The organism is Aliidiomarina sp. B3213 (assembly GCF_003290085.1).
Lineage (GTDB): Bacteria > Pseudomonadota > Gammaproteobacteria > Enterobacterales > Alteromonadaceae > Aliidiomarina.
The window spans coordinates 60,942-85,118 of sequence record NZ_QMKJ01000002.1 but is presented as its reverse complement, the minus strand read 5'-3'; the positions used below and the strand labels follow the sequence as shown (position 1 = coordinate 85,118).

Annotated in this window: 15 protein-coding genes; 13 read left to right on the top strand and 2 right to left on the bottom strand. The window is 45.8% G+C overall.

Translation table 11 applies throughout. The features are described from left to right. Positions 1 to 15 precede the first annotated feature (15 nt). The 9 genes from cysD to DQX04_RS05595 all read left to right on the top strand — a co-directional run bounded on the left by cysD (position 16) and on the right by DQX04_RS05595 (position 10,853). On the top strand, positions 16 to 909 hold the full coding sequence (gene cysD, locus DQX04_RS05635; protein WP_111914933.1) for a sulfate adenylyltransferase subunit CysD: 894 nt from the start codon (positions 16 to 18) through the stop codon (positions 907 to 909). Between the two features lie 12 nt (positions 910 to 921). Next, positions 922 to 2,337, top strand: a complete 1,416-nt coding sequence (cysN, locus tag DQX04_RS05630) for a sulfate adenylyltransferase subunit CysN (RefSeq protein WP_111914932.1) — start codon at positions 922 to 924, stop codon at positions 2,335 to 2,337. 93 nt (positions 2,338 to 2,430) lie between these two features. Beyond that, positions 2,431 to 4,155, top strand: coding sequence for an SLC13 family permease (locus DQX04_RS05625; RefSeq protein ID WP_111914931.1), 1,725 nt, complete (start codon positions 2,431 to 2,433; stop codon positions 4,153 to 4,155). Positions 4,156 to 4,311: 156 nt separating this feature from the next. Continuing rightward, entirely contained in the window at positions 4,312 to 4,905 is a 594-nt protein-coding gene (gene cysC / locus DQX04_RS05620; protein WP_111914930.1) for an adenylyl-sulfate kinase, read from the top strand. Between the two features lies 1 nt (position 4,906). After that, the gene (locus DQX04_RS05615) at positions 4,907 to 5,884 is read left to right on the top strand and encodes a DHH family phosphoesterase (protein ID WP_111914929.1); all 978 of its coding nucleotides are present in this window, start codon (positions 4,907 to 4,909) and stop codon (positions 5,882 to 5,884) included. A gap of 167 nt (positions 5,885 to 6,051) precedes the next feature. After that, positions 6,052 to 6,771, top strand: a complete 720-nt coding sequence (locus DQX04_RS05610) for a YjbF family lipoprotein (protein ID WP_111914928.1) — start codon at positions 6,052 to 6,054, stop codon at positions 6,769 to 6,771. Position 6,772: 1 nt separating this feature from the next. Next, positions 6,773 to 9,727 carry a YjbH domain-containing protein gene (locus DQX04_RS05605; protein ID WP_165831949.1) on the top strand — a complete coding sequence of 985 codons (2,955 nt, stop codon included), beginning with the start codon at positions 6,773 to 6,775 and terminating at the stop codon, positions 9,725 to 9,727. A gap of 133 nt (positions 9,728 to 9,860) precedes the next feature. Beyond that, on the top strand, positions 9,861 to 10,250 hold the full coding sequence (locus DQX04_RS05600; protein ID WP_111914926.1) for a hypothetical protein: 390 nt from the start codon (positions 9,861 to 9,863) through the stop codon (positions 10,248 to 10,250). 198 nt (positions 10,251 to 10,448) lie between these two features. Beyond that, positions 10,449 to 10,853, top strand: a complete 405-nt coding sequence (locus DQX04_RS05595) for a hypothetical protein (RefSeq protein WP_111914925.1) — start codon at positions 10,449 to 10,451, stop codon at positions 10,851 to 10,853. Positions 10,854 to 10,977: 124 nt separating this feature from the next. Here the strand turns inward: DQX04_RS05595 and DQX04_RS05590 are convergent, their stop codons facing one another. Then, the gene (locus DQX04_RS05590; protein ID WP_111914924.1) at positions 10,978 to 12,915 is read right to left on the bottom strand and encodes a methyl-accepting chemotaxis protein; all 1,938 of its coding nucleotides are present in this window, start codon (positions 12,913 to 12,915) and stop codon (positions 10,978 to 10,980) included. A 145-nt stretch (positions 12,916 to 13,060) separates the two neighbouring features. Here DQX04_RS05590 and DQX04_RS05585 point away from each other — a divergent pair, with 145 nt between their 5' ends. The 3 genes from DQX04_RS05585 to DQX04_RS05575 all read left to right on the top strand — a co-directional run bounded on the left by DQX04_RS05585 (position 13,061) and on the right by DQX04_RS05575 (position 21,915). Beyond that, positions 13,061 to 13,378, top strand: coding sequence for a BolA family transcriptional regulator (locus DQX04_RS05585; protein WP_111914923.1), 318 nt, complete (start codon positions 13,061 to 13,063; stop codon positions 13,376 to 13,378). A gap of 84 nt (positions 13,379 to 13,462) precedes the next feature. Continuing rightward, complete coding sequence (fabV, locus tag DQX04_RS05580; RefSeq protein ID WP_111914922.1) at positions 13,463 to 14,638, top strand: enoyl-ACP reductase FabV; 1,176 nt, start codon at positions 13,463 to 13,465, stop codon at positions 14,636 to 14,638. A 368-nt stretch (positions 14,639 to 15,006) separates the two neighbouring features. After that, entirely contained in the window at positions 15,007 to 21,915 is a 6,909-nt protein-coding gene (locus tag DQX04_RS05575; protein WP_111914921.1) for a DUF1566 domain-containing protein, read from the top strand. A 42-nt stretch (positions 21,916 to 21,957) separates the two neighbouring features. Here the strand turns inward: DQX04_RS05575 and DQX04_RS05570 are convergent, their stop codons facing one another. After that, on the bottom strand, positions 21,958 to 22,566 hold the full coding sequence (locus DQX04_RS05570) for a transposase (RefSeq protein WP_207916239.1): 609 nt from the start codon (positions 22,564 to 22,566) through the stop codon (positions 21,958 to 21,960). A gap of 267 nt (positions 22,567 to 22,833) precedes the next feature. Between DQX04_RS05570 and DQX04_RS05565 the strand changes: the two genes are divergently transcribed. Then, positions 22,834 to 24,174: a Na(+)-translocating NADH-quinone reductase subunit A gene (locus DQX04_RS05565; protein WP_111914920.1), complete on the top strand. Its 1,341-nt coding sequence runs from the start codon at positions 22,834 to 22,836 to the stop codon at positions 24,172 to 24,174. The last annotated feature ends 3 nt before the right edge of the window (positions 24,175 to 24,177 follow it).

The following is a 24,177-nucleotide window of genomic DNA, read 5'->3' as shown; positions in this document are numbered from 1 at the left end:
ATATAGGTTGGATTAATGAACCATCTTAAAGCATTAGAAAGCGAATCTATTCAAATATTCCGAGAAGTAGCGGCAGAGTTCGAGAATCCCGTAATGCTTTACTCTGTGGGTAAAGATTCCTCGGTACTACTTCATTTGGCGCGCAAAGCGTTTTATCCGGGTAAGATTCCATTTCCTTTAATGCATGTAAACACCACGTGGAAGTTCCGTGAAATGATCGAGTTTCGCGATCGCATGGCGGATGAAATGGGGTTTGAGCTATTAGAACATATAAACCCGGAAGGCTTGGAAGCCGGCATCGGCCCTTTTTCTCATGGTTCTGCCAAGCATACGGATGTAATGAAAACTCAAGCGCTAAAACAAGCATTGAATAAGTACAAGTTTGATGCGGCTTTTGGTGGTGCACGCCGAGACGAAGAAAAGTCTCGCGCGAAAGAGCGCGTGTATTCGTTTCGTGACCAAAATCACCGTTGGGATCCGAAAAATCAGCGCCCTGAGCTTTGGAATATCTATAACGGTAAGGTAGATAAAGGCGAAAGCATTCGCGTATTTCCACTCTCAAACTGGACGGAACTCGATATTTGGCAATACATCTACATGGAAAATATTCAAATTCCGGACCTGTACTTTGCTAAAGAGCGCCCTGTAGTTGAGCGTGACGGTACTTTAATCATGGTAGACGACGAGCGTATGCCGCTAGAGAAAGGTGAAAAGCCTGAAATGCGTATGGTGCGATTCCGTACCTTGGGCTGCTATCCATTAACAGGCGCGGTTGAGTCGGACGCGGCAACATTACCTGAAATCATACAAGAAATGCTTTTAACTAAAACATCTGAGCGCCAAGGGCGTGTAATCGACCGTGATAGTGCGGGTTCGATGGAAAAGAAAAAAATGGAGGGCTACTTTTAGTAGTATTTTGATATGAGTCATGCCTCTCCTTTAATTGAACAAGATATTTTAGCCTACTTAAAGCAACACGAAGAAAAGGAACTACTGCGCTTCATTACCTGCGGCTCAGTCGATGACGGGAAGAGTACACTTATCGGCCGTTTGCTACACGACAGCAAAATGATTTTTGAAGACCAGCTTGCGGCGATTACCGAAGACTCTAAAAAGTCGGGAACGCAAGGTGATGAAGTGGATCTGGCATTGTTAGTTGACGGATTACAGTCTGAGCGTGAACAGGGTATTACCATTGATGTCGCCTATCGCTACTTTTCTACCGACAAACGTAAGTTTATTATTGCCGATACTCCAGGCCATGAGCAGTACACGCGAAACATGGCAACAGGTGCTTCTACGTGTGACCTAGCGATTATTCTTGTAGACGCGCGTCATGGTGTGCAAGTTCAAACTCGTCGCCATAGCTTTATTTGCTCATTATTGGGTATAAAGCATGTGATTGTAGCCGTAAATAAAATGGATTTAGTCGATTTTTCCAAAGAACGGTATAAAGAAATTCAAGACGAGTACCTAAAGCTTGCCGGCTCACTTGAAATTCCAGATATTCGTTTTGCACCTATTTCTGCACTGAAAGGCGACAACGTCGTTAACAAGAGTGACCAGCTAAGCTGGTTCCGTGGTTCGACGCTTATGGAGTACCTCGAAAATATTGAAGTTACTTCTGACGCTGAAAACCATGATTTTCGTTTCCCAGTACAGTTAGTTTCTCGTCCGAACTCAGACTTCCGAGGTTTCCAAGGTACGATTGCCTCGGGGAGCATTGCTGTTGGCGATACCATTCGTGTATTACCTTCAGGAACTATTTCTACCGTGAAGTCGATCGTTACTTTTGATGGTGAGTTACAAGAAGCTCAAGCACCTATGGCGGTCACGTTAACGCTTAATGACGAAGTAGACGTTTCTCGCGGTAATATGATTGTGCGTAAAGACGAGCTTCCGCATGTGTCTTCACGTATGCGTGCGAAATTGGTTTGGATGCATGAAAAAGCGTTAGAGCCGCATCGTGAATATTATGTGAAGTTCACTTGTAAGTTAACTACCGGCAAGGTCGAAAAGCTTCATCATCGAATCGATGTGAATACGTTGGAAGAAGTCGAAGCAGGTAAACTTGAACTTAATGAGATCGGATTGGTTGACCTTCAAGTGACTGAGCCTGTTGCATTCGACGCATACCAAGCCAACAAGCAAACTGGCGCGTTTATTATTATCGACCGACTGTCCAATGTGACCGTGGGTGCTGGCATGATTGACTCAGCCTTAAAAGAGTCTGAAGCTGTTGACGCCAAGCATGAATACAGCGAGTTCGAAGTAGAGCTGAACCAACTCATCCGCAAACACTTCCCTCACTGGGGCGCTAAGGATTTGTTGTCGTAGCCAAATGGTTACGACAACGCGGGTCTGACCCCCTTTTGGAAGAAAGCTGATGATCTCGAATTCAATATCGAAGGATAGCAATGGAGACAAACAATGATTCTGCTTGTCTGCCTCATCCTAACCACAATAGCCCTACTGATTAAATATCAGCAAAAAGCCCCAGCTATTTTTGGTGGAGGAATGCTAGTCACGGTACTAGCTGGTTGGGTTTCACCTGAAACCATGCTGAAAAATGCAGCGAATCCCGGCTTAGCAACACTAGTGCTGTTAATTCTAATTTCCTTCGCTTTGGAAAAAACGAGCCTTTTAAGAAAAGTCTCGAGCTATCTGTTTAGTAAATCAACCACAGGCAGTATTTGGCGAACTATGGGTTTTTCGGCTTTAGCGTCGTCGGTTTTAAACAATACCGCAGTGGTTGCAGCTTTGCTAAATGCTGTTCGCTCTAACAAGTATGTGCCTTCTTCTAAGTTACTGATCCCTCTTTCTTATGCTGCCATCATGGGCGGTACAGTCACGTTAATTGGTACATCGACAAATCTTATCGTGAATTCGATGTACACCGACAAAGGGTATGCGGGCTTCGCGTTCTTTGATTTCACACTCGTTGGACTAGGCGTCACTGTGACGGGGTTAATTGCATTATTTGTGATGACCTATTTTTTACCTGATGAACACGAGAAGGAATCACCGGTGTCTTCTTATTTTGTAGAAGCTCGTGTGTCTCAAAACTCGCCTTTGATCGGTAAAACGGTTCAAGAAGCGGGTATACGTCATTTAGATGAATTATTTCTAGCGGAAATCATTCGAAAGCGAGAAATCATACGACCTGTTGCAAGGTACGACGTATTGCAAGCAGGCGACAAATTGATTTTTTCGGGAAATGTAACCAAGGTCATGGCGTTAAAACAATTCCCTGGACTTACGTTATTTGCAGAAGACAATGGTTTAACCACCCATCAATTAACTGAAGTAATTATTAAGGAAGACTCCGTATTGGTGGGGAAAACACTTAAGAGTACCGGTTTTCGCGCTCGATTTGACGCGGCGGTGGTAGCGGTTCGAAGAGACGGGGGGCGAGTTACAGGAAAGTTAGGTGAAACCTTTCTTCAGCCAGGTGACTTTTTGCTTCTCGCTACCGGCCCTGACTTTGCATCACGTCACAACATTTCCAAGAACTTTTTCGTATTAAGTGGGGTAAACCCTGACTCGATGCTTAGCGGCTGGCGCGAGCGTGTAACCCTTTGGGGCTTCGTCGCCATGATAGCCGGCACAGTTGTTACAGGCTCTTCTTTGTTCTTAGGTGCGTTATTGCTGCTTGCTGTACTTCTGTTTGCTGGATGCTTAAATAGCAACGAGATTAAACGGCGTTTTCCGGTTGAAATCTGGCTCATCGTAACTAGTGCGTTGTGTATAGCTTCAGCCATGCAATCAACAGGGCTTTCATTGGCGATAGGTGATTTTGCTAAAGATGTACTTTCGGGCCACGCACCTTTCGTGACCTTTGCGGGTGTGTTTTTAATGACTTACTTGCTTACAGAGCTAATCACGAATAACGCTGCCGCGGCACTCATGTTTCCCATTGCATACAGTTTGGCGCAGGGTTTAGGTATTGATCCTTTTCCGATGGTGATGGGTGTTGCATTTGCTGCATCCGCGAGCTTTTTAACGCCCTATGGTTATCAAACAAACTTGATGGTGTTCAACGCGAGCACATATCGCTTAAAGCACTTTTTACAAACAGGAACACCGGTTGCTTTAACTTATATTGGTAGCTGTTTAATTCTGATTCCGATGGTTTTTCCGTTGGATGTATCGTAGGGCCAGCGGATATAGGGGACTGTCTTCAGACCGTCCCCAAATGCTTGAAACAGCAAAGATTCAAAGAAAAGGGACAGGCTGAAGCCAGTCCCTGCGCTTAAAAGACCGCACAGCGGTCCGTACGAGTAGAGTAGATTCCGGATTGAAAGGAACAAAATGAAAGAAAACATAGTTTGGCACAACACCTCTGTTTCACATGACGACAGAGTTCAACTTAATGGCCACAGACCTGCTTTGCTCTGGTACACGGGCTTAAGCGGCTCTGGTAAGTCGACCATCGCGAACGCGGTTGACCGTAAGTTATTTGAAAAAGGTTGCCACACTTATCTTTTAGACGGCGATAATGTGCGCCATGGCTTGAATAAAGATTTGGGCTTTGACGACGATTCTCGTGTTGAAAATATTCGCCGTATTACCGAAGTAGCTAAGCTTTTTACCGATGCAGGTTTAATTGTAGGCACTGCTTTTATTTCTCCGTTTATTGCAGACAGAGAACAAGCTAGAGAAATAGCAGGTACTCACTTTGTTGAAGTGTTTGTGGACACACCGCTAGAAGTTTGTGAGCAGCGCGACCCGAAAGGTTTGTATAAAAAAGCTCGAGCTGGTGATATTCCACATTTCACGGGGATATCTTCTCCATATGAAGCGCCGGAGAATCCCGAAGTTCATTTAAAAACAGATGAAATGAGCGTGGAAGAAGCTGCCGATCAGGTTGTTTCTTATTTGGTCCAGAAAGGGATTATTGGCTAAAATGAACTACATAGACGTATTTAACGGCGATGCTGACGGAATTTGCTCCTTGTTGCAATTACGCAAGGTTAACCCTGTGCCGCGTGATCAACAAACGCTGATTACGGGTGTAAAACGCGACAATGCGCTGATTAAACAAATTTCTCCTGAACTGGCAAAAGGCTCAACGGTTCATGCGTTAGATATCTCTTTTGATAAAAACACAGGTGCGTTAAAAGCCATTTTAGACGATGTAGACACACTATTTTATTGTGACCACCACCGCGCAAATACGCTATTCGAACACGAGCGTATGATGAGTATCATCGATCCTGCACCTACCCAATGCACTGGTTTACTGATGAGCCATCACTTGGGTGGTATGGAGCATTTATGGGCTATTACAGCTGCATTTGGAGATAGCCTTGATGCTGTAGCTTATCGCGAAGCCGACGAATTTGGTTTGAACCGGGAAAATACAGAGCAGCTAAAAGAGCTAGGTGTGCTTTTGAATTACAACGGTTATGGCGCGACTTTAGAAGATCTCCACTATGCACCAGCAGATTTATATGAGCTTTTATATGCCTATGACTCTCCATTTGATGTAATTAATGACAGCGACTCGCCGTTTGCAAAACTAAAAGCAGGCTTTGCTGCAGATATGGTATTGGCAGACAGTGCGACCACACTTTCTAGTTCACCAGAGCTTATTGCGGTGCAGTTAGAGCAAGAAGCATGGTCGCGGCGTATCAGCGGAACCTTGGGTAATCAGTTGGCGCATGAAAAGCCAAACCGTGCTGTGGTTATTTTAACGCCAAATGCCGACGGGAAAACTTATACCGTGAGCTTGCGAGCACCGAAGAATAATCTACAAGGAGCCGGCGAAATATGCGCGCGCTATCCTTCTGGCGGCGGCCGTGCTGGTGCAGCAGGTATCAATGCACTTGAAAGCGACCTTGTGGAGTCTTTTTTACACTCCGTGGTTGAATATTACAGTTAGTCACAAACGTTGAGTTTGTGACAACGCGGGACAGAGCTAGCGAAGCTAACTCTGTCCCCTTACCAAGGCTAGCTAGATTAGCAAATAGATACAAAAAACTTGAAGTGCCTGGTTATTCCTAGCACACTTGTCTCCGATTAGAATTTATAAGAAAAAGAAGCTTCTTCATGATGAAACCTCGTTCCAAATTTCCAATAGTTAAAGCTGCAGTGGTAGGCGCTAGCGCGTTATTACTCGGAGCTTGTTCCTCGGTTTTTTACGATGCGAGAAAAACCATTGAGTATGCATTTGAGGAACGCCCAGACGTTTCCTTTACTCAAGAAGAACTTGAGCAAATGCCCTACACCGTTTTCTATGGTCAAATCGAGGGCCAACAGCGTACCGCAGTGATTCTTGGATTTGCTGATTGGACTAACGAAATTCCTCGTTTAAGTTGGGTTTCGGGAGGTCGTCAGTCACTTTCTACTGAATATGCTCGCATTATTAGCACTTCTGGCCTGGATCGCGATTTAGTCGCAATGTCGGACATTTCGGATGATCCATTACGTTGCTTAGTACGCGATTCTAATAACTGCACAACGCAGTGGATTCGCCAAATAGACATGGAAGGTGACGGTGACTCTCGTGGTGTTACTTCGGGAACAGAAACAATTATCTCAGACTTCACGGTGTATGGGCCAGAAACCTTGATGTTACCCATGGGAGAAGAGAAGCAAGTTTACCGTGTGGAAGAAGAAGGACGCTTTGTTTTTGCGCGTCAGGACTTTAACAATACGTTTTGGATTGAACCCGACGGTCATGTGGTGAAAAGTAAACAAGTAATGATGCCGAATACATTCGCAATTGAATTAACGCAAGTGAAGTGGGTAGGGCGTGATGGTAACTAAGATGATGGAAAAGATATTCGCCGTACTTTTAACTTGTGTTGCATTGACGTCTTATGCGCAAGAAAACGCTGATGAGTACACCACAGTCAAAGTGATTGTAAACGACAACATTACCATGGAGTTCAGCCGCGATGTTCGCTTAGATGTGGTTTTGAACACCGCATTAGACCAGTGGGAACGTGAGCTAGGATTAGAGCCGTTAGACATTTATTGGCCGAATGCTCGTTTATCGATGCTCGCTGGCGGACGAAGTGAACACACAGAGTTAGAAGCAAAAAGAGATGAAGTGTTAGCTGAACTAGGAACGCTTACCTCTTACTTCTTAGACAGAAATGACCGTGAACGTGCTGCGCAAGTAGCTTCGTTACGTGAGCAGTTAAGCTCGATGTTAGTTGCGTGGCAGCCTTTTGGCACGCCAGAGCTGGGTGCTAGTCGTTTGTTTATTGAAAACAACCCACGTTTAGCACCGGGTATTTATCACCTTACGCTACCAGAGCGTGAACCCTATTTTTATGTGTACGGATTAACGAAAAGTTACGGTAAGCAACGTATTTATTCACAGCAAACTGTGCGCGGTTATTTGTTCGGCCATGAAGAAAACGACGTGTTGTGGCCTGATGCTGATATGAGCTATGCCTACCATGTGCATCCTGCCGAACAGCCTAAAGAAGTTCCATGGGCGGTATATAACGCAGAAGCTGTGCACCTTATGCCGGGTGATATTCTCTTCTTAGGGTTTGAAGAGAGTAACTTGCCTTCTCGCTACGAGGGTATTAATGCGCAAATAGCCGAACTTTATAAACATTTTTGGCATGACCCTTCCGCACAGTTTATGGACAATCGCGTAGAAGCCACCGTGGAAGGTCGAATTCCGGACGTATTCCATTGGGAACGTTTAGATATGGAACCTACACGCTCTAACTATGGCGTGATTGGCCTTATGCAGACACCTACAGCACGTATGGCTGAGATGGGTGAAGCTGCGTTTAATTACACGGATATGGAAGAATACCGTCGATATAACTTTACTTTACAGGTGTTGCCTTGGTTGGAAGCCGGCGGCTTTTACACACAAATCCCCAACCGATTATATAGTGGTTCTGAAGGTTTTAGTGGACGAAATGTTCTTACGGATAAAGGCTTTAATGTTAAATTTCGCCTGTGGGAAGAAAGCGAATATATTCCTGAAATTTCGTTAGGAATGCGTGATTTTGCAGGAACAGGATTATTTAGTGATGAATATATTGCTGCAAGTAAGCGTTGGGGACCGTTAGACTTTACTTTGGGAATTGGCTTTGGTCGCTTGGGCACTAGCGACAACTTTATTAACCCTTTCTGTGAAGTTTCGGATAGTTACTGTGATAGAACATCTGGATTAAGCGGAAGTGGCGGTATCCCTGAACTTGATAGTTGGTTCACCGGCCCTGCGGCAATTTTCGGAGGTGTGGAGTATCAAACACCATTCCCGGGACTACGCGTAAAACTTGAGTATGAAGGTAATGACTATTCAAGAGATCGTTCAGGTGTAGACATGACACCGAGCTCTCCGGTGAATATCGGTCTGAATTACCGAGTCACTGATTACTTCGATATCCAGTTCGGCGTTGAGCGCGGAGATATTTTCTCGATTGGCTTTACGCTGAGAACCAACTTGAATACGTTGAGCCAGGTTAAAATTACTCCAGACAGGGTGGAAGCAATAGAATCACCCCGCGCCCGAAGCCTCGATGATGTCCGTTGGAATTACGTTTCTAGAATGACTGAAGCCCAATTTGCCTTCAGTGGTATGCGGGTCATGACAGACTCTGTAAACGGAGAAGAGATTGTTAGAGCTTATGTAAATCCGCTTCGCACACGAGATAGTGATGAGGCAGTCGAACGTGCTTCGAGAGTTTTCTTAAACGAATTACCAGAGTCAGTGGACACTTATGAGTTTGTTCAACAAGAGTCTTTGATGCCCGTTCTGACTACAAGGGTTCCCGTAGAGGATTTCCGCGCTTATGTTCAGAATGAGGTGCCCGACAGAAGCCCTAGTGATGTTTCTGAGGTCTTTGAGCGTGACGAGCCCGTTATGCGACCTGGAGATGATGACGAGCGTTGGGTTTATGGTGGCCCGTATAGCTTTAAGCCCACGTTCGGATTTGCTCCGTTCCTAGATCAAGATTTTGGCTCACCTGAAACATTCCAGTTTTACCAACTTGGTGTAAATGTTTTCGGAAGTACCTGGCTAGACGAGCAAACATTTGTTAATGGGCAGATAGGTATTAATGTGGTCAATAATTTCCACAAGTACAATTTTACGGTCGATGCCTTTGATGACCTGCCACTGCCGCGTGTAAGAACTTATGTTCGGGAATACATGCTGAATGATGTGTGGCTCAATTCCATGCAGATTACTCGTATGCATCAATTCAGCGAGTCTTTCTACGGCATGGCTTATGCTGGTATTTTTGAACGTATGTATGGTGGGGTTGGCGGTGAGGTTATGTGGCGCCCTCTCGATTCGCGTTTAGCCGTTGGTTTAGATGTTAACTGGGTGAAGCAAAGAGACTTTAATGGTGCCTTTGGCTTTAGAGATTACTCAACAACAACCGGCTTTTTGACGGGGTATTATCAAATGCCTTGGCTTGAAGACACTATGTTGCAAGTTGGTGCGGGGAGATTTTTGGCGGGTGATACAGGCGCAGCAATTCAACTTCAGAAAAGGTTCGATAGCGGTGTAATTGTTGGGGCTTTTGCGAACCTGACGAACGTTTCATCTGAAGAGTATGGTGAAGGTTCTTTCACTAAAGGTGTATTTATTAGTATACCTTTCGACCTTATTAGTGTTTTACCGTCTAGAGAGCGAGTGAATGCGAACTGGATACCGCTTTCCAGAGACGGAGGACAACAATTGCAGAGAAGTACAGCATTGTATCCGCTGACAGATATTCGCGCACCGTACTTTCAGCGTTAGTAAAGATTTTCCTTGATTTTTCAGTGGGAAAAGCCGATAGTAAAAGGTACTTGGTCAGGATAAACCGAGTATTGAGCTCAAGATAGCTTTAGCGGGCTATCACTTTAGATGTTTCGAAACTAAGGAATAATTTATGAAGAAATCAATTTTAGCGTTTGCTGTTGCTGCAACGATGGGCATGGCGCCTGCGTTCGGTCAATTAAGCACTCAGGGCACAATGGGCACATTTGAGGGTGTTCGAGTTGCTAGTGGACAAATCATTAGTAACCTTCCTCAATTATCTGGTTTGACGCTTACTGGTTTGGCTGCGTCTGCAACTGGCGTGTTTACCATTATGCTAGACAGTGCTGGTAACGCGCAGATTGTGAATCAAGAGTGTGAAGATCCTGAGTTGGAGTTTCCGGATTGCGATCCAGGCACAGACCCAACAACTACTACAACGGTTACAGCAACAACTCCTGTAACAGTTACAGTAACAGGCACAACTACAGTAACTACTACGGTAACTGTAACTAGTAACTAATTTGTTGTTTGTTCAGAAAGTTAAAAACCGCGCTACGGCGCGGTTTTTTTATGCTCGAATATAAACCAAATTTTTCTTGCTCTTTTTCTAAAAAGGCGCATATTTATGACTGCTCTTACTCAGTCAACAGGCCTGAGTATTGGGCTCAATCCTGTTTTAGCAGCCTGTCACATTATGTTTTGAGGCAAGGTGATTTTTATGAAGAAATTAATTTTAGGATTGGCTGTTGCTGCTACTGTGGGTACTTCTCCCTTGTTAGCTCAAACAGGAGGTCAGGGAACAATTGAAGGCACTATTTCTCGCGAAGGGACATTTTTTGATAATGTACGTTTTAATGCGGGTCAAATTATTAGTAACGTACCTAAACTGTCGGGATTAACCATTACAGGTATTGGTGCCGCGAGCACTGGTTTCTTCACCATTCTTTTAGACAGTGCCGGAAATGCATCAGTTTATACGCTAGAGGTTTGTGAAGACCCTCAGTACGAGTTTCCATTGTGCGAGCCGGGAACTGATCCTACGGTAACGACAACAACAACCGTGACAGTTTCGGTTACAAACACGATAACGGGTACTACTACGGTGACTACGACTAGTAATTAGTTTGTGCGCTTGAAAAGGCGAAGTGTTGGGGGGCTGACTTCAGTCTGACCCCATGTGTTTGAATTGGTGTTAGATGTTCGATATGTGGGGACGGGCTGAAGCCAGTCCCCTAACTCAAAACGAATCAACGAGAAACCTTAAACTGCCGTACAAGTTCTTGTAGCTTTTCAGCTAACGTTGCGAGCGATTCGCTAGCCTCTGAAGACTGGCTTACGGTTTCTGCGGTTTGGTTGGCTACGTCGGCTACGGCGTGAATGTTTTCCGTAATCTCTTTCGTTGCTGCGGTTTGTTCCTCTGTTGCGGTGGCAATTTGATGCACCATGTCGTTAATAACGGAAGCCGCTTCGTTAATTTTTCTTAATGATTCGCCGGCGCTGTTGGCTTTCTGGCTAGAGCCTTCCACTTTAACCTGACTTCTTTCCATGGCGTCTACCGAGCGCGTAGCTGCGCTTTGTAGTTTGTGGACCACGTCTTGAATTTGCTTGGTGCTGTCTTGTGTGCGGCTGGCTAACGTTCTTACCTCGTCAGCAACTACAGAGAAGCCACGGCCTGACTCACCGGCGCGTGCGGCTTCAATAGCTGCGTTCAGCGCAAGTAGGTTGGTTTGGTCGGCAATATTTTCGATAACGGTAAGTACTTCGCCGATTTGGTCGCTGTCGCGTTTAAGTTCATCGATGATTTCGCCGGTAGTTTTGATTTCACTATTTAAGTCTTGAACACTTTCAATGGTTTCGTCGACGGCTTTTTGTCCGGCGTTAGACTCTTCTGTGGCGTTGGTCGCGCCAGTTGCTGCTTCTTGGGCGTTGCGTGCAACTTCTTCTGCGGTGCTACTCATTTCGTTAACTGCGGTAGCTGCATAGTTGAGTTGGTCGTTCTGGCGTTGAATGCCGGCTTCTGTTGATTCGCTGATGCTGGAAAGCTCGGTAGCAGAAGAGGCAACCTGTTGTGAGTAGTTGCTTATGTCGGTAATAACTTGTCGTAGCTGAACTTGCATTTTGGCGATAGCGGCTAACAAGCTGTCTTCGGCAACGCCTCTTAAGTCGATGTCTTGGGTTAAGTCGCCGCTTGCGACTACGTTGACAATACGCCGCGCTTCGTTGGGGTCGCCACCGAGTACGCCGTTCACGTTGCGAGTAATGGCGAAACATATCGCGACACTAATACCACTTATGACTAAAACTAAGATGAGTAGGGTCCAGAACATTCGCGTTACAGGTGCTAGTGCTTCACTGTATGGTTTTTCAATCACCAACCCCCAGCCCAGCATGTCGATGTAGTTGTAAATACCGACTACTTTTTCGTCGGCTGCGTTTTGGTAAATGTCCATACCTGAGTTGCCGCGTGCTATGGCGTCGGCAGCCGTGGTTTGGAACGTCGCTTCTGCATTGCGTTCTGAACGCGACGGTGTGATGGCTTTACGGTCACCACCCATCAAGAAGATGTCTGGGTTTCCGACAACGCTGATTTGTTGTACTTGACGCGTGATGTTGTCGAGCATTACCGCAGCGCGGAACACGGCGACAATGCGGCCATTGTTACGAATGGGAATAGCGACGTTACTAATGCGGTTGCCGGTAGCGCGTGACACTAGCGGGTTAGAGAAAGTGTCATTTCCGCCCATCGCGCTTTGGAACCAGCTGCGGTCGGCTACTTGAAAGCTACTTGCCTGGTTTGGCGGAACATATACAGCACTGCCATTTTCGTATTTCACGCCAACAAGGCCTACGCCATCGGTGCTAATAATGTAAATACTGTCGTAAAACCCTTGGGCTTCCGCCAGTGATGTAAGTATGCCACCTAAGCTGTCGATATCTATGTTCCGAGTTTCTTCTAAACTTGCGAGCATGCGTACTTCGTCTTGCCGTGCTGTAAGCCATGTTACAAATGAATTCGTGGCAGTTTGGCCAGCGGATTCCAGTCGGTTTTCAATAGCACTGGTGGTGGCAGCCCTATACTGCACGTAAACCAGCGTAGATACGGCTAAAACCGACGCAATAACGAGTGCTAGTATCATGGTGGTTAGGCGGCCTTTGAAGCCAATGCTTTGCCAGAAGTTCTGCATGCGAGTATTCCTTAAAGGACAGGTTATGACACAAATATTATCGGTAGGTGCGCTTATAGTTTTAGTTCTAAATTCTAGGTTAGGCAAGTAGTTAGAGGCGTTAACATGCTATAGTAGCTGGGAGTTCTGGCGCTAGGTATTTAATATGTCGATGAAAAATTTGATAGAAACTAAACTAAAGGCACAGTTTGAGCCGGATTTTCTTAGTGTTGAAGACGAAAGTTACATGCATGCTTCCGGGCCTGATGCTGAGTCGCACTTTAAGGCCGTGATTGTAAGTACAGAATTTGAAGGAAAGCGACTTGTGGCCAGACACCAAGCTGTAAATACGGTTTTAGCCGATGAATTAGCTGGGTCTGTGCACGCGCTTGGGCTTCATACTTATACACCTGAAGAGTGGCGGGCTCGGCAAGAGTCTGCTCGGCAGTCGCCTAATTGTTTAGGTGGCGGTGCGAAAGGTTAGTACGTCATCTGATCTGTTTGTTGGGGCGTTCTCGGTTAGAATGCTTGCAATTTATAAAACTAAATAGCGAATAAGTAGGGAATTATGGTTATTAAGCCTCGCATACGTGGATTTATTTGTACTAACGCGCACCCAGTTGGATGTGCTGTAAATGTTCAAGAGCAAATTGATTTCGTGAAGAAGCAGCCACAAGTAGACATGCCGAAGCGTGTTTTAGTGATCGGTTGCTCTACGGGTTATGGCTTGGCCTCTCGAATAGTTGCTGGTTTTGGCGGCGGCGCACAAACTCTTGGTGTGTGCTTTGAAAAAGAGCCGACTGAACGCAAGACTGGTACTGCGGGTTGGTACAACACATCTGCTTTTCATGAGAAAGCTTCCGCAGCGGGTTTATATGCCGAGACACTTAACGGCGATGCGTTTTCTGATGAGCTAAAAGAAGAAACGATTGCCAAGATTAAAGCTGATTTAGGCCAGGTAGATTTGGTGGTATACAGCTTGGCATCTCCTAAGCGTAAAGACCCTGAGTCTGGTGAATTGTATAGCTCTACATTGAAGCCCGTAGGCGACACGTACACGACAAAAACCTATGACACCGACAAAGATTTAGTGCACGACGTAACGCTTGAGCCTGCGAACCAAGACGAAATCGACCAGACTGTGAAAGTGATGGGCGGTGAAGACTGGGAACGTTGGATTAAAGCTCTTTCGGAAGCTGGAGTGTTGGCGCAAAATTGTCAGACTACAGCTTACACCTACATTGGTAAGCAGTTGACCTGGCCGATTTATGGACATGCAACCATTGGCAAAGCGAAAGAAGACTTAGACCGCGCAGCAGCAGCGCTTCGTGCCGACTATCAAGAGCTTGGTTTAAACGCTTATGTTTCTTCGCTGAAAGCTGTGGTTACCCAAGCTAGCTCGGCAATTCCTGTGATGCCTTTATATATTTCATTGATGTACCGCGTGATGAAAGAAGCTGGTACTCATGAAGGTTGTATTGAGCAAGTGTATCGCTTATTTACCGAAGGGTTATATGTTGGCTCGCCTGAACTTGATGAAGCAGGGCGCTTGCGTATGGACGGTTTGGAAACCAACGACGAAACCCAAGCCGTAATTCAAGGTTTGTGGGACCAAGTTACGCAAGACAACTTCCATGAACTGGCTGACTACCAAGGCTACCACGCCGATTTTCTGCGCCTATTCGGCTTCGGCATCGACAGCGTTGACTATGATGCAGATGTAGACCCAGTTGCCAGCTGGTAAATCAGAATTAGGGTTTAAGGCAATAGATTAAAACGGGGTCAGAGCACCAAGTGCTCTGACCCCGTTTTGTTTTCACCGATAGTCCCATATGACAAGCGATTGCGCTTATTTGGGTAAATTTCTTACTTTTGTAGTTTTGCTGTGGTTTCGGGCTGTAAACCTTGTGTGGCTTAACGTTCGCTTAAATCAAAGATGGGGTCAGAGCACTTTGTGCTCTGACCCCATCTTTACAATTTCTAAACACGCTATAGACTGGTCTAATTCGCACACATAAGTGCGTGCAAAAACAAAAAGCTGAGTAACAACTTCCTCGTATTGTGGTTGAGATGAAGGTGAGACTCTCAAAACAATACAATTAGGAAGCTCCAATGAAATTCGCCCTTCGTGTTGCTACGGTTATTCTTCTCGTTAGTTCGTTTTTAAATCCATCTTTTGCTCAAAGCAGTGACGTCATTGGTGATCGGTATCTTGCTATTGAAAGTGGCTCGGTCATTCGTGACTTGGTTACGGGCCTTGAGTGGCAACGTTGTAGTTATAATCGAGTATGGGATGGAAGTACGTGCACAGGATTACCTTCAACGCACTCTTTTGCAGGTGCGGCAGGTTTAGTCGCTGATGGTGGCTTTGCGTTGCCGACTAAAGAGCAGTTAAGAACATTAGTTTACTGCTCAAACACTGGCGAGTACGATTCTAACGGTGACGACGCTGAATGTGGCGTATTTGGAACTTATCTTGAGCCAACCATTGATACGGTGGCTTTTCCCACAACCGCTTCTGACTTTTATTGGACCTCTAATGAGGGGGCATCAGCGACGGATGGGGTTTATGTTTACTTCAGCAACGGGCAAGTATCTGAAACAGAGAAGAGTACGGAACTCGCTGCACGCTTAGTTCGCCAGGGTACGTTTGTTCCAACAGAATTAACAGTAACTACAGACGGTGGTGGTACAGGAACGATTATGAGTAGCCCTGCTGGTATTAACTGTGGCTCTACTTGTAGTTACAACTTCAACCAATATTTAACGGTAACGCTTACGGCAACAGCTGATGCAGGTTCAGAGTTTGTCGGGTGGCTGGGGTGTGACAATACAACCGAAAACTCCTGTGAAGTAATGGTTTCAGATGCAACCACAGTAACCGCAACGTTTGATGTTGCTGCGGGCGGTGGTGATCCTAGTGACGGTGGTAGTGGCGACGGAACTATGAGCGACCGTTACATGGTTGTAGGTGATGGCAGCATAATTCGTGATACAGAAACTAACCTAGAATGGCAACGCTGTAGTGTGGGGCAAACTTGGAGTGGAAGCACGTGTACCGGAGAACCTTCCATTTATGTCTACGCAGACGCGTTGGATTTAACCGCGGATGGCGGGTTTGTGCTCCCAACACAGGCACAACTTAGAACACTTGTTTATTGCTCGAACACTGCTTCATTCGATTCGAATGGTACAAACGATCCATGCGGCGAGCCGGAAACATTTGTTTCGCCCGCCATCGACAGTGCAGCATTTCCAGCGATTGCTCTATTTAACTTCTACTGGACCGCTACACCGGGAGACTTTGAGGGTGAAGCTTATATCGTAGATTTCTCTTCGGGTCTTTCAGCACCTGACTTTGACTTTTTTGAGCAAGCAGTTCGTTTGGTTCGTGAGGCTGTAGCGCAAAGCTATACGCTGACCATCACTGAGCCACAGAACGGGACAGTTACGAGTTCGCCAGAAATTAACTGTGGCGAGGTTTGTGAGGCAACTTACCCAGAAGGAACTGAGGTTACGCTTACCGCGACTCCTGATGATGGCTATGTTTTTGATAGTTGGACTGGGTGCACATCTGAAACGACCAGATGTACTGTAATGATGGACGCTGCGAAGACCGTTGCAGCTAATTTTAGATTGTTCATACCAACTTCAGAAGGTTACATAATTGACGGGCGCTACGAAGTTCAGAGCGACCCAAGTCTTGTTTTGGACACCGTGACTAACCTTATTTGGAAGCGTTGTACTTATGGGCAGGAATGGGTAAATGGACGGTGCACAGAGGCGGCGACGAGTGTTAATGATTGGAATGACGCTATTCTTCTTCCCGATGATGATAGTGATTTCGGGTTGCCTACTCGAGATCAATTAAGAACGATTATCTATTGCTCGAATACGGGTGAATACAACTTGAATGGAACTGCCAATGGTTGTGATGATTTTTCTTCTACTTATGACCGACCGACTATCAATTTAACTGCGTTCCCCGGAACAGCAACAGATGTATATGGAGCTTATTGGACATCAAGCACGGCGTCTGCGGGTGACGTCTATGCCGTGTATTTCAATTTCGGCAATATAGCTCAAACATCAGTCGTGCACAGTGAGCCTGCATATGTCCGTTTGGTGCGCGAGGCTGTACCGCAAAGCTATACGCTGAACATCACTGAGCCACAGAACGGGACAGTTACGAGTTCGCCAGAAATTAACTGTGGCGAGGTTTGTGAGGCAACTTACCCAGAAGGAACTGAGGTTACGCTTACCGCGACTCCTGATGATGGCTATGTTTTTGATAGTTGGACTGGGTGCACATCTGAAACGACCAGCTGTACTGTAATGATGGACGCTGCTAAGACCGTTGCAGCTAATTTCGCTGTTGCTGCACCACAGTATACGCTGGACCTAAATATCATTGGTGAGGGTTCTGTAAGAATCATTCCTGGAGTTATTGTTTGTGACACTAGTTGCGAAGTGGAATTTGACGAAGCTATATGGGTCACTTTAATAGCAACTACCGGTGGTGAAAGTATTACAATCAAGGGGTGGAGCGGCTGTGACAATTCGGTTCAGGATAGTTGTTCGGTAAGGATTGATCAAGCGAGAACAGTTACTGTTGAGTTCGGTATGTTCGTTCCAGTTTTGCCTGATTCAGAAATAGACGACCGTTACGTGGTTCAGGACGATCCAAGTCTTGTGTTAGATACTGTCAATAATCTTATTTGGCAACGCTGCGCTGTGGGACAGGTATGGAACAATGCGGCTTGTGAGGGATCTGCTACTCTGTTTAGTTGGAGCGCTGCACAAACGCTGACAAGACCTGGGAACTTTCGCGCACCCACCATTGATGAATTACGTTCGATAGTATTCTGTTCTAATCGGGAAATTGGCAGCCAATATGAACAGAATGAAGACAAAAGAACTTGTGGAGCTACTGGCGAGTACGAGAGCCCTACAATTAATGGTCAAGCATTTCCAGATACGTTACCTAGAGCCTATTGGTCGTCTACACCATATTCTGGTAGGGCTGATGAAAGAGCTTGGGCTATTCATTTTGAAGCCGGTTTTGTTACTGACTATGATTATGCAGGTAGATCCGAACCCGTTAGATTAGTGAAAGTGATCGAGCCAACAACATATAACCTTTCCATTAATAAAAATGGGACAGGAACCGGTGTTATTTCTAGTAGTCCGGGCTCTATCATCTGTGGTCAGGTGTGTACTGAGGACTTTGTGGCGGGTACGACGGTATCGTTAACGGTTGGAGATGATCCTAGCATTGTTACTACTTGGACCGGCTGTGACTCGGTCTCTGCATTGGGTGTGTGTACAGTAACTGTGGATGAAGATAAATCGGTGGCGGCACAATTGGATATTAGGATGTTTACCGTTGAATTCTTGGACATTGACGGCAACCGAATTGGAGATATTCAAAGTGTTCCTTATGGGGGCGATGCAGTTCCACCGGACGCTCCTGAAGTTCAAGGGAAAGTTTTTGCTGGTTGGGTAGGCGGCTCTTTTGAAAATGTTACAGAGAGTGTGACGTTAACTGCTCGGTATGATGACTTGCCTCCGACAGGAGAAAATTTAGACTTCAGTAATGTTGACGGTGGTGAATCGTTGCTGATTGAGCCTGATATTGCCAATCGCACAGATACGACAACCTTGAAATTAATATCTGAACCTGGGCTAGGCACCTTAAGTGACAGTGCTAGAGGGTGGACCTATCAAGTTAATGGACGTGAAATGGGAACGGATAGTTTCACATACGCTGTAACTGATGGAGATTATCAGTCTGCAACTTATACGGTGGGTATTGAAGTAATTTGGGGAACTCGTAATCCTATAGCTGTCGCAGATACATATACACCACCCTACAGTGACACGAATCAATACGTCTTAAATGTCACAGAAAATGACTTTCATTCAGGGGCTGAAGTTAGTGTGAATGCAGTGGGAACTCCACAATATGTTACGCGCTCAGATTCCGGCTCTGCTTTTATTGCGACGGTTCCAGCCAACTTCTCTGGTCGGTTCGAGTTTGATTACAGACTCGTAGATGAAAATGGGGCCTCTGAAGAACCTGCAAAAGTTGTTGTGACTATTGAAAGTCCTCCAGAACCTCAAGGACCTGTATTTAGCGATTCATCATTGGAAAGAGTTAGAATTAACGCGACTGGACTCAATACCTCAATATCATCAATACCGGTTCCCGAGGCTTCGGATGCGCAAGGGAATTCTGTTGTTGTGTCTGGACCAACTGGAACTAGAGAGCCCGGGCTACACTACATTCAGTGGCGAGCTATCGACGATGAAGGTTTAGAGACAACAGCTACTCAGGAACTTTGGATTGATCCTATAATATCTATAAGCGCGCCGACGATTCGGTTCTATGGCAACGTTGCAAACGTTGGCGTTTCGCTTAATGGTACTTCACCTGATTACCCTTTAGTGGTTCCCTACACTTTATATGAAGGTGATCTTACTGCTGGACCGACTGATGAGGTGGTCATTGTAAATAATGGTCAGGTCACTCTAGAGGATGAACAAGAAGCTGGCGAAAGCGAGCAACAGGTGTCTCCACGAATCGGTGAATACACGGTAATTCTGGATAATGAGGCAGGTTTAAATATCTCTTCTTCCCATTCAGTTGCGAATTTAATTTACGAAACTGACTACTTGGATGTTCAACTCGAAGCTTACCAAAATAATCAGTTAATTACTGAAATAGATCCTGAGGGTGGTCTAGTTGAAATTAGAGTGATCATTCATGCATTTCCAGAATCTTTGGTGTATAGGGAAAAACACACTTTTAGAACTTATGGGCCTAATCTAATCGATGAATCTCCGAGATTTCTGAAAACTAATATTAGGGTGGATTTTAGCGATGAAGAGCGTATTTACAGGTTTGACCCTCGTGATTATAACCAAGGAACGAGATTCAAATTTAAGACAAGGCTTCGTTATATACGGCCTAACAAGACTTCTCCTGCAGCTAGTGACACGCTTGTACTTATCATGAGCGCGGGCAGCTCTGTAGGTGAGTCAATGTATTCTGCTGGGTCAGCCAATGGAGAACGTAACTCGAGAAATCTGAGCTCTGAGCGCAACACTTCATTTGATGTTGATACGGACAGGGACGGTATACCTGATAATATTGAGGGCGCTGGCGATAGTGACGGTGATTTCATTCCAGACTTCCTAGACAGTATTTCTCGAGTCAATCTATTACAAATGGAATTATTTAGTGAGCAATTACTACTTCTGGAAGCAGAGCCATGGGTAACCCTTAGTGTCGGTGAAACCGCGTTCACTGCAGTAGAAAATTATAGCGGTGCGATAGTCGACCAGGCCTTTGCTGAGACCATGATGGCTCAAGAGAACGAGTTCAGCTTTGTATCTCCCATAATTGATTTTGAAGCATCATCAGAGCTCGGTGAAAGTAATCTGAATATTGTTGTTCCGCAATTGAATTCTATTCCCGCGGAGGCTGTGTACAGATTGTATGTAAATGAAAGCTGGGTTTCGTTCTTACAAGATGAGAATAACAGTGTTGCATCAGCCTCAACTACAGTTGGTGTATGCCCTCCACCTAGAAGTGCTTTGTGGCAACCAGGTTTAAATGAAGGGCATGTTTGTATTCAAGTGACGCTTGAAGATGGAGGCCTTAATGACTCCGACGGCGAGTTTGATGGTGAGATAGCGATAACGGGAGCAGTAGCAGTACCAAACACGGGCAACAATGCACCAGAAGTTGAAGACATCGATGTGACTTTGAAATGGAACATTGGCCATGACATCGAGGTGCTTGATTATGCATCGGATGTGGACGGTGATGCGCTTTACATTATTGCAGCGAGTGCGCAGTTTGGTAGCGCGACGGTTGTAGATGGTCAGTTTATCCATTACGAGCCTCCTCAGAACTTTGGTGGCACTACAACGATTACTTACAGTGTGAGTGATGGTGCTGGTGGTGTCGGTACGGGTGTCATCAATGTAGTGGTGCGCTCGAACCTGTTACCTGAGGTGGCTGATGACGCGGTTGTGTCAGACGATAGAAGCGTGATTGATATCGACGTTCTAGCAAATGACTACGACCCAGAAAATGACGTATTAACTGTAGTTTCTGCTTCAGCGCAGCAAGGCACTGTTGAGATTATTGATGGTCAACTGATTCGTTATACGCCGGTAGTTGGCTTCGGCGGTACGGATGTTGTGAGTTACACAGTTGAAGACCCACAAGGTGGTTCCGCTTCTGGTGAAGTAAGTATTTCACTGAGTGTTGTGGAGACTATCGAGATTACGGGTAAATCTTCTGGAGGCTCGATGTCGCCGATGTTCTTGGCGTTGTTCGCGTTGCTTATGGTGTGGCGATTCACGTCGCTGCGCCATGTGCGAAATGCAGGGCGTTTTATGGGTGTTGCCGTTGTAGGTTTGCTTGTTTTGATGGCGCAACCGGTTGTTGCTCATGAGCATGGTGATTATCAAATTGAACTTGGGGCTGGCATCAGCGACGTTGATGTTAGCCGTTCAGGCATTGAGCAAGCATTACCTGCTGGCGCGACTATTCAGCGTTACCGTAGTCGGAACGATGCCGTTATGGTGGAGTTCACGCATAGCTTCGCTGATTCATGGCGCTTAGCGGTGGGTTATGTTGACTTGGGTAGTGCGCATTTAAACCTACGCGTAGACACCACAACGCCTTCTGAATCTTTTGCTGAGCTTGAAGGCTTATTGGCCATTCGTGGTGCTGGTTACACTGTGGGCGTGCAACACGATGTTCCAGTATTTGAACGCTTGAAGCTTGGTGTTGACGCCGGACTCTATGCTTGGGACGGAGAGCGCAGTAGCTTTTCTACTTGGGGCGACAGCGCGAATACATCCGTTTCAGGTTACGACCCATATTACGGTGTTTCCGCCGCGTACGCTTTTTCAGAGCAAACCGGTGTACGCCTCCGCTGGCGCAGTTATCAGCTAGAGGATGTCGTAGATACATTGACCTTTAGCATCTACTACCGGTTTTAAACCCTAAAATGGGGTCAGAGCACCTGGTGCTCTGACCCCCTCTTAATCTGGCGTTATGCCTATCTCACCTGGCTTTATGCCCAAAGCCCTTAATTTCTCCTGACAAATGGTGTCAGCGAAGAGCTCTTGGTACTTTTGCCTTCTTTCATTATCAACGTTGTCTAACTCTAAGTATTTTTGATGTGGCGTTATAAGTTTTGATTTAAAACCAAGTGCGTTGCTTTTATAACTTGTCCACTCATATTCTTCCGGCGTATTTACAATTCCTGCAGCAACGGGATTACGTTCGATATATCGGTATAAAGTAAGTAGGTAAAGATCTGAATATACGGGGAAAGATTTAAACCTTCCCTCCCAAAGAGTTCCTGTTCGCCCATATTTAGTATTGAAGTACCTGACATATCTTGTCCCTAGAAACTGCATCATTTTGCTTACAGCAGAGTTTTTCTGTGGCGTACATAGCAAGTGAACATGGTTATTCATCAGTGCCCATGCATGAATAGAAACATCATATTTTTCTTTGTATTTCCTCAACCAATTTATATAAGTCGCAAAATCCATACTTTCTAGGAAACATTTCGTTTTGTTGTTGCCGCGTTGAATTACATGTAACGGTATACCGATATCCGATTGGCGGGGCTTTCTGGCCATAGGTTCACCTCCTTGTAGCCAGATAAAAATAGCTGAAGTAAATAGAGCGTGAAGGGATGAAGAACCACTTCCGAAATAACCAACTAAAATGGGGTCAGAGCACTTAGTGCTCTGACCCCAAAGTGCTCTGACCCCATTTTGGGGTTTTGGCTAGACGCTCTGTGTAAAAAACTGCTAAACTATTGCCGCGTAAAGTACAGGGTTATTACTGTTGCGTAACGAATTTTGAGCTTTCAATCTTCCCTAAATTGAGTAGTGCAAACGCGTATGATTACGATAAAGAAAGGATTGGACATCCCTATTGCGGGTGCTCCACAGCAAATTATCGAGGATGGTGCTGCCATCAAGACCGTTGCCGTGCTAGGTGAAGAGTATGTGGGAATGCGCCCGACTATGCATGTCCAGGTTGAAGACCAGGTCAAAAAAGGTCAGGTTCTTTTTGAAGATAAGAAGAATCCGGGTGTTAAATTCACTGCTCCTGCCGCTGGTAAGGTCATCGAAGTTAACCGAGGCAAACGTCGTGTTTTGCAGTCAGTTGTTATTGAAATTAACGGTGACGAGCAAGTAACGTTTGAGAAGTACAGCGCAGACAAGCTTTTACAGCTTTCGCGTGAGAATGTTCAACAAAACCTAGTTGACTCAGGTTTGTGGACAGCATTCCGTACTCGCCCATATTCTCGCTCTCCAGAATTGGACAGCACTCCGAAAGCCATTTTCGTTAACGCGATGGACACCAATCCATTGGCGGGCGACCCAGTTCTGGCGATTAAAGAAAACGAAGAAGCATTCCAAAACGGTTTGAAAGTAATCAGCCGTTTAACGGAAGGTAAGCTTTACGTTTGTAGCACGCCAGAAGCTGACTTGAATTTCGATAGCGCGCCAGTAACGCACGAAACCTTCACGGGTGTACACCCAGCAGGTAACGTGGGTACACATATTCACTTCCTAGAAGGCGTGGATATGGGGTACAAGGTTTGGCACATCGGTGCTCAAGACGTTATTGCGGTTGGTGAATTGTTCACAACAGGTGAGCTATACACGAAACGCGTTATTGCGCTTGGTGGCCCTGCTACGAAAAACCCTCGTTTAGTTCGCACACAATTAGGCGCGAACCTGAACCAATTGCTTCAAGGCGAAATTAACGAAGGCAACGTTCGCGTTGTTTCGGGGTCTGTCTTGAACGGCCATAAAGCAAGTGGCCCGCACGCATACTTGGGACGTTTCCATAACCAAGTTTCAGTGCTAGACGAAGGTGACGAAAAATTACTCTTTGGTTGGATTTGGCCAGGTAAAGAAATGCACTCGGTAACGCGTGCTTATACCGGACACTTCCGCCCAAGCAAACTGTTCAACATGAACGCGTCGACGAACGGTTCAGAGCGTGCAATGGTTCCAATCGGGAACTACGAGCGCGTAATGCCTCTCGATATCTTGCCAACTATGTTGTTGCGCGACTTATGTGCCGGCGACCTAGAAAGCGCGCAAGCACTCGGTGCGTTGGAATTGGACGAAGAAGATTTGGCGTTGTGTACTTATGTATGCCCGGGTAAATATGACTTCGGACCACTGCTTCGCAATGTCTTGACCACCATCGAGAAAGAGGGCTGATGT

Excerpts from the sequence above, each read along its gene's own strand:
- DQX04_RS05585 (WP_111914923.1), top strand. The coding sequence starts at position 13,061 with ATGTCGATGAAAAATTTGATAGAAACTAAACTAAAGGCACAGTTTGAG.
- cysC (WP_111914930.1), top strand. The coding sequence starts at position 4,312 with ATGAAAGAAAACATAGTTTGGCACAACACCTCTGTTTCACATGACGAC.
- DQX04_RS05595 (WP_111914925.1), top strand. The coding sequence starts at position 10,449 with ATGAAGAAATTAATTTTAGGATTGGCTGTTGCTGCTACTGTGGGTACT.
- DQX04_RS05570 (WP_207916239.1), bottom strand. The coding sequence starts at position 22,566 with ATGGCCAGAAAGCCCCGCCAATCGGATATCGGTATACCGTTACATGTA.
- DQX04_RS05615 (WP_111914929.1), top strand. The coding sequence starts at position 4,907 with ATGAACTACATAGACGTATTTAACGGCGATGCTGACGGAATTTGCTCC.
- DQX04_RS05625 (WP_111914931.1), top strand. The coding sequence starts at position 2,431 with ATGATTCTGCTTGTCTGCCTCATCCTAACCACAATAGCCCTACTGATT.
- cysN (WP_111914932.1), top strand. The coding sequence starts at position 922 with ATGAGTCATGCCTCTCCTTTAATTGAACAAGATATTTTAGCCTACTTA.
- fabV (WP_111914922.1), top strand. The coding sequence starts at position 13,463 with ATGGTTATTAAGCCTCGCATACGTGGATTTATTTGTACTAACGCGCAC.
- DQX04_RS05575 (WP_111914921.1), top strand. The coding sequence starts at position 15,007 with ATGAAATTCGCCCTTCGTGTTGCTACGGTTATTCTTCTCGTTAGTTCG.
- DQX04_RS05610 (WP_111914928.1), top strand. The coding sequence starts at position 6,052 with ATGATGAAACCTCGTTCCAAATTTCCAATAGTTAAAGCTGCAGTGGTA.
- DQX04_RS05565 (WP_111914920.1), top strand. The coding sequence starts at position 22,834 with ATGATTACGATAAAGAAAGGATTGGACATCCCTATTGCGGGTGCTCCA.
- DQX04_RS05600 (WP_111914926.1), top strand. The coding sequence starts at position 9,861 with ATGAAGAAATCAATTTTAGCGTTTGCTGTTGCTGCAACGATGGGCATG.
- DQX04_RS05590 (WP_111914924.1), bottom strand. The coding sequence starts at position 12,915 with ATGCAGAACTTCTGGCAAAGCATTGGCTTCAAAGGCCGCCTAACCACC.
- DQX04_RS05605 (WP_165831949.1), top strand. The coding sequence starts at position 6,773 with ATGATGGAAAAGATATTCGCCGTACTTTTAACTTGTGTTGCATTGACG.
- cysD (WP_111914933.1), top strand. The coding sequence starts at position 16 with ATGAACCATCTTAAAGCATTAGAAAGCGAATCTATTCAAATATTCCGA.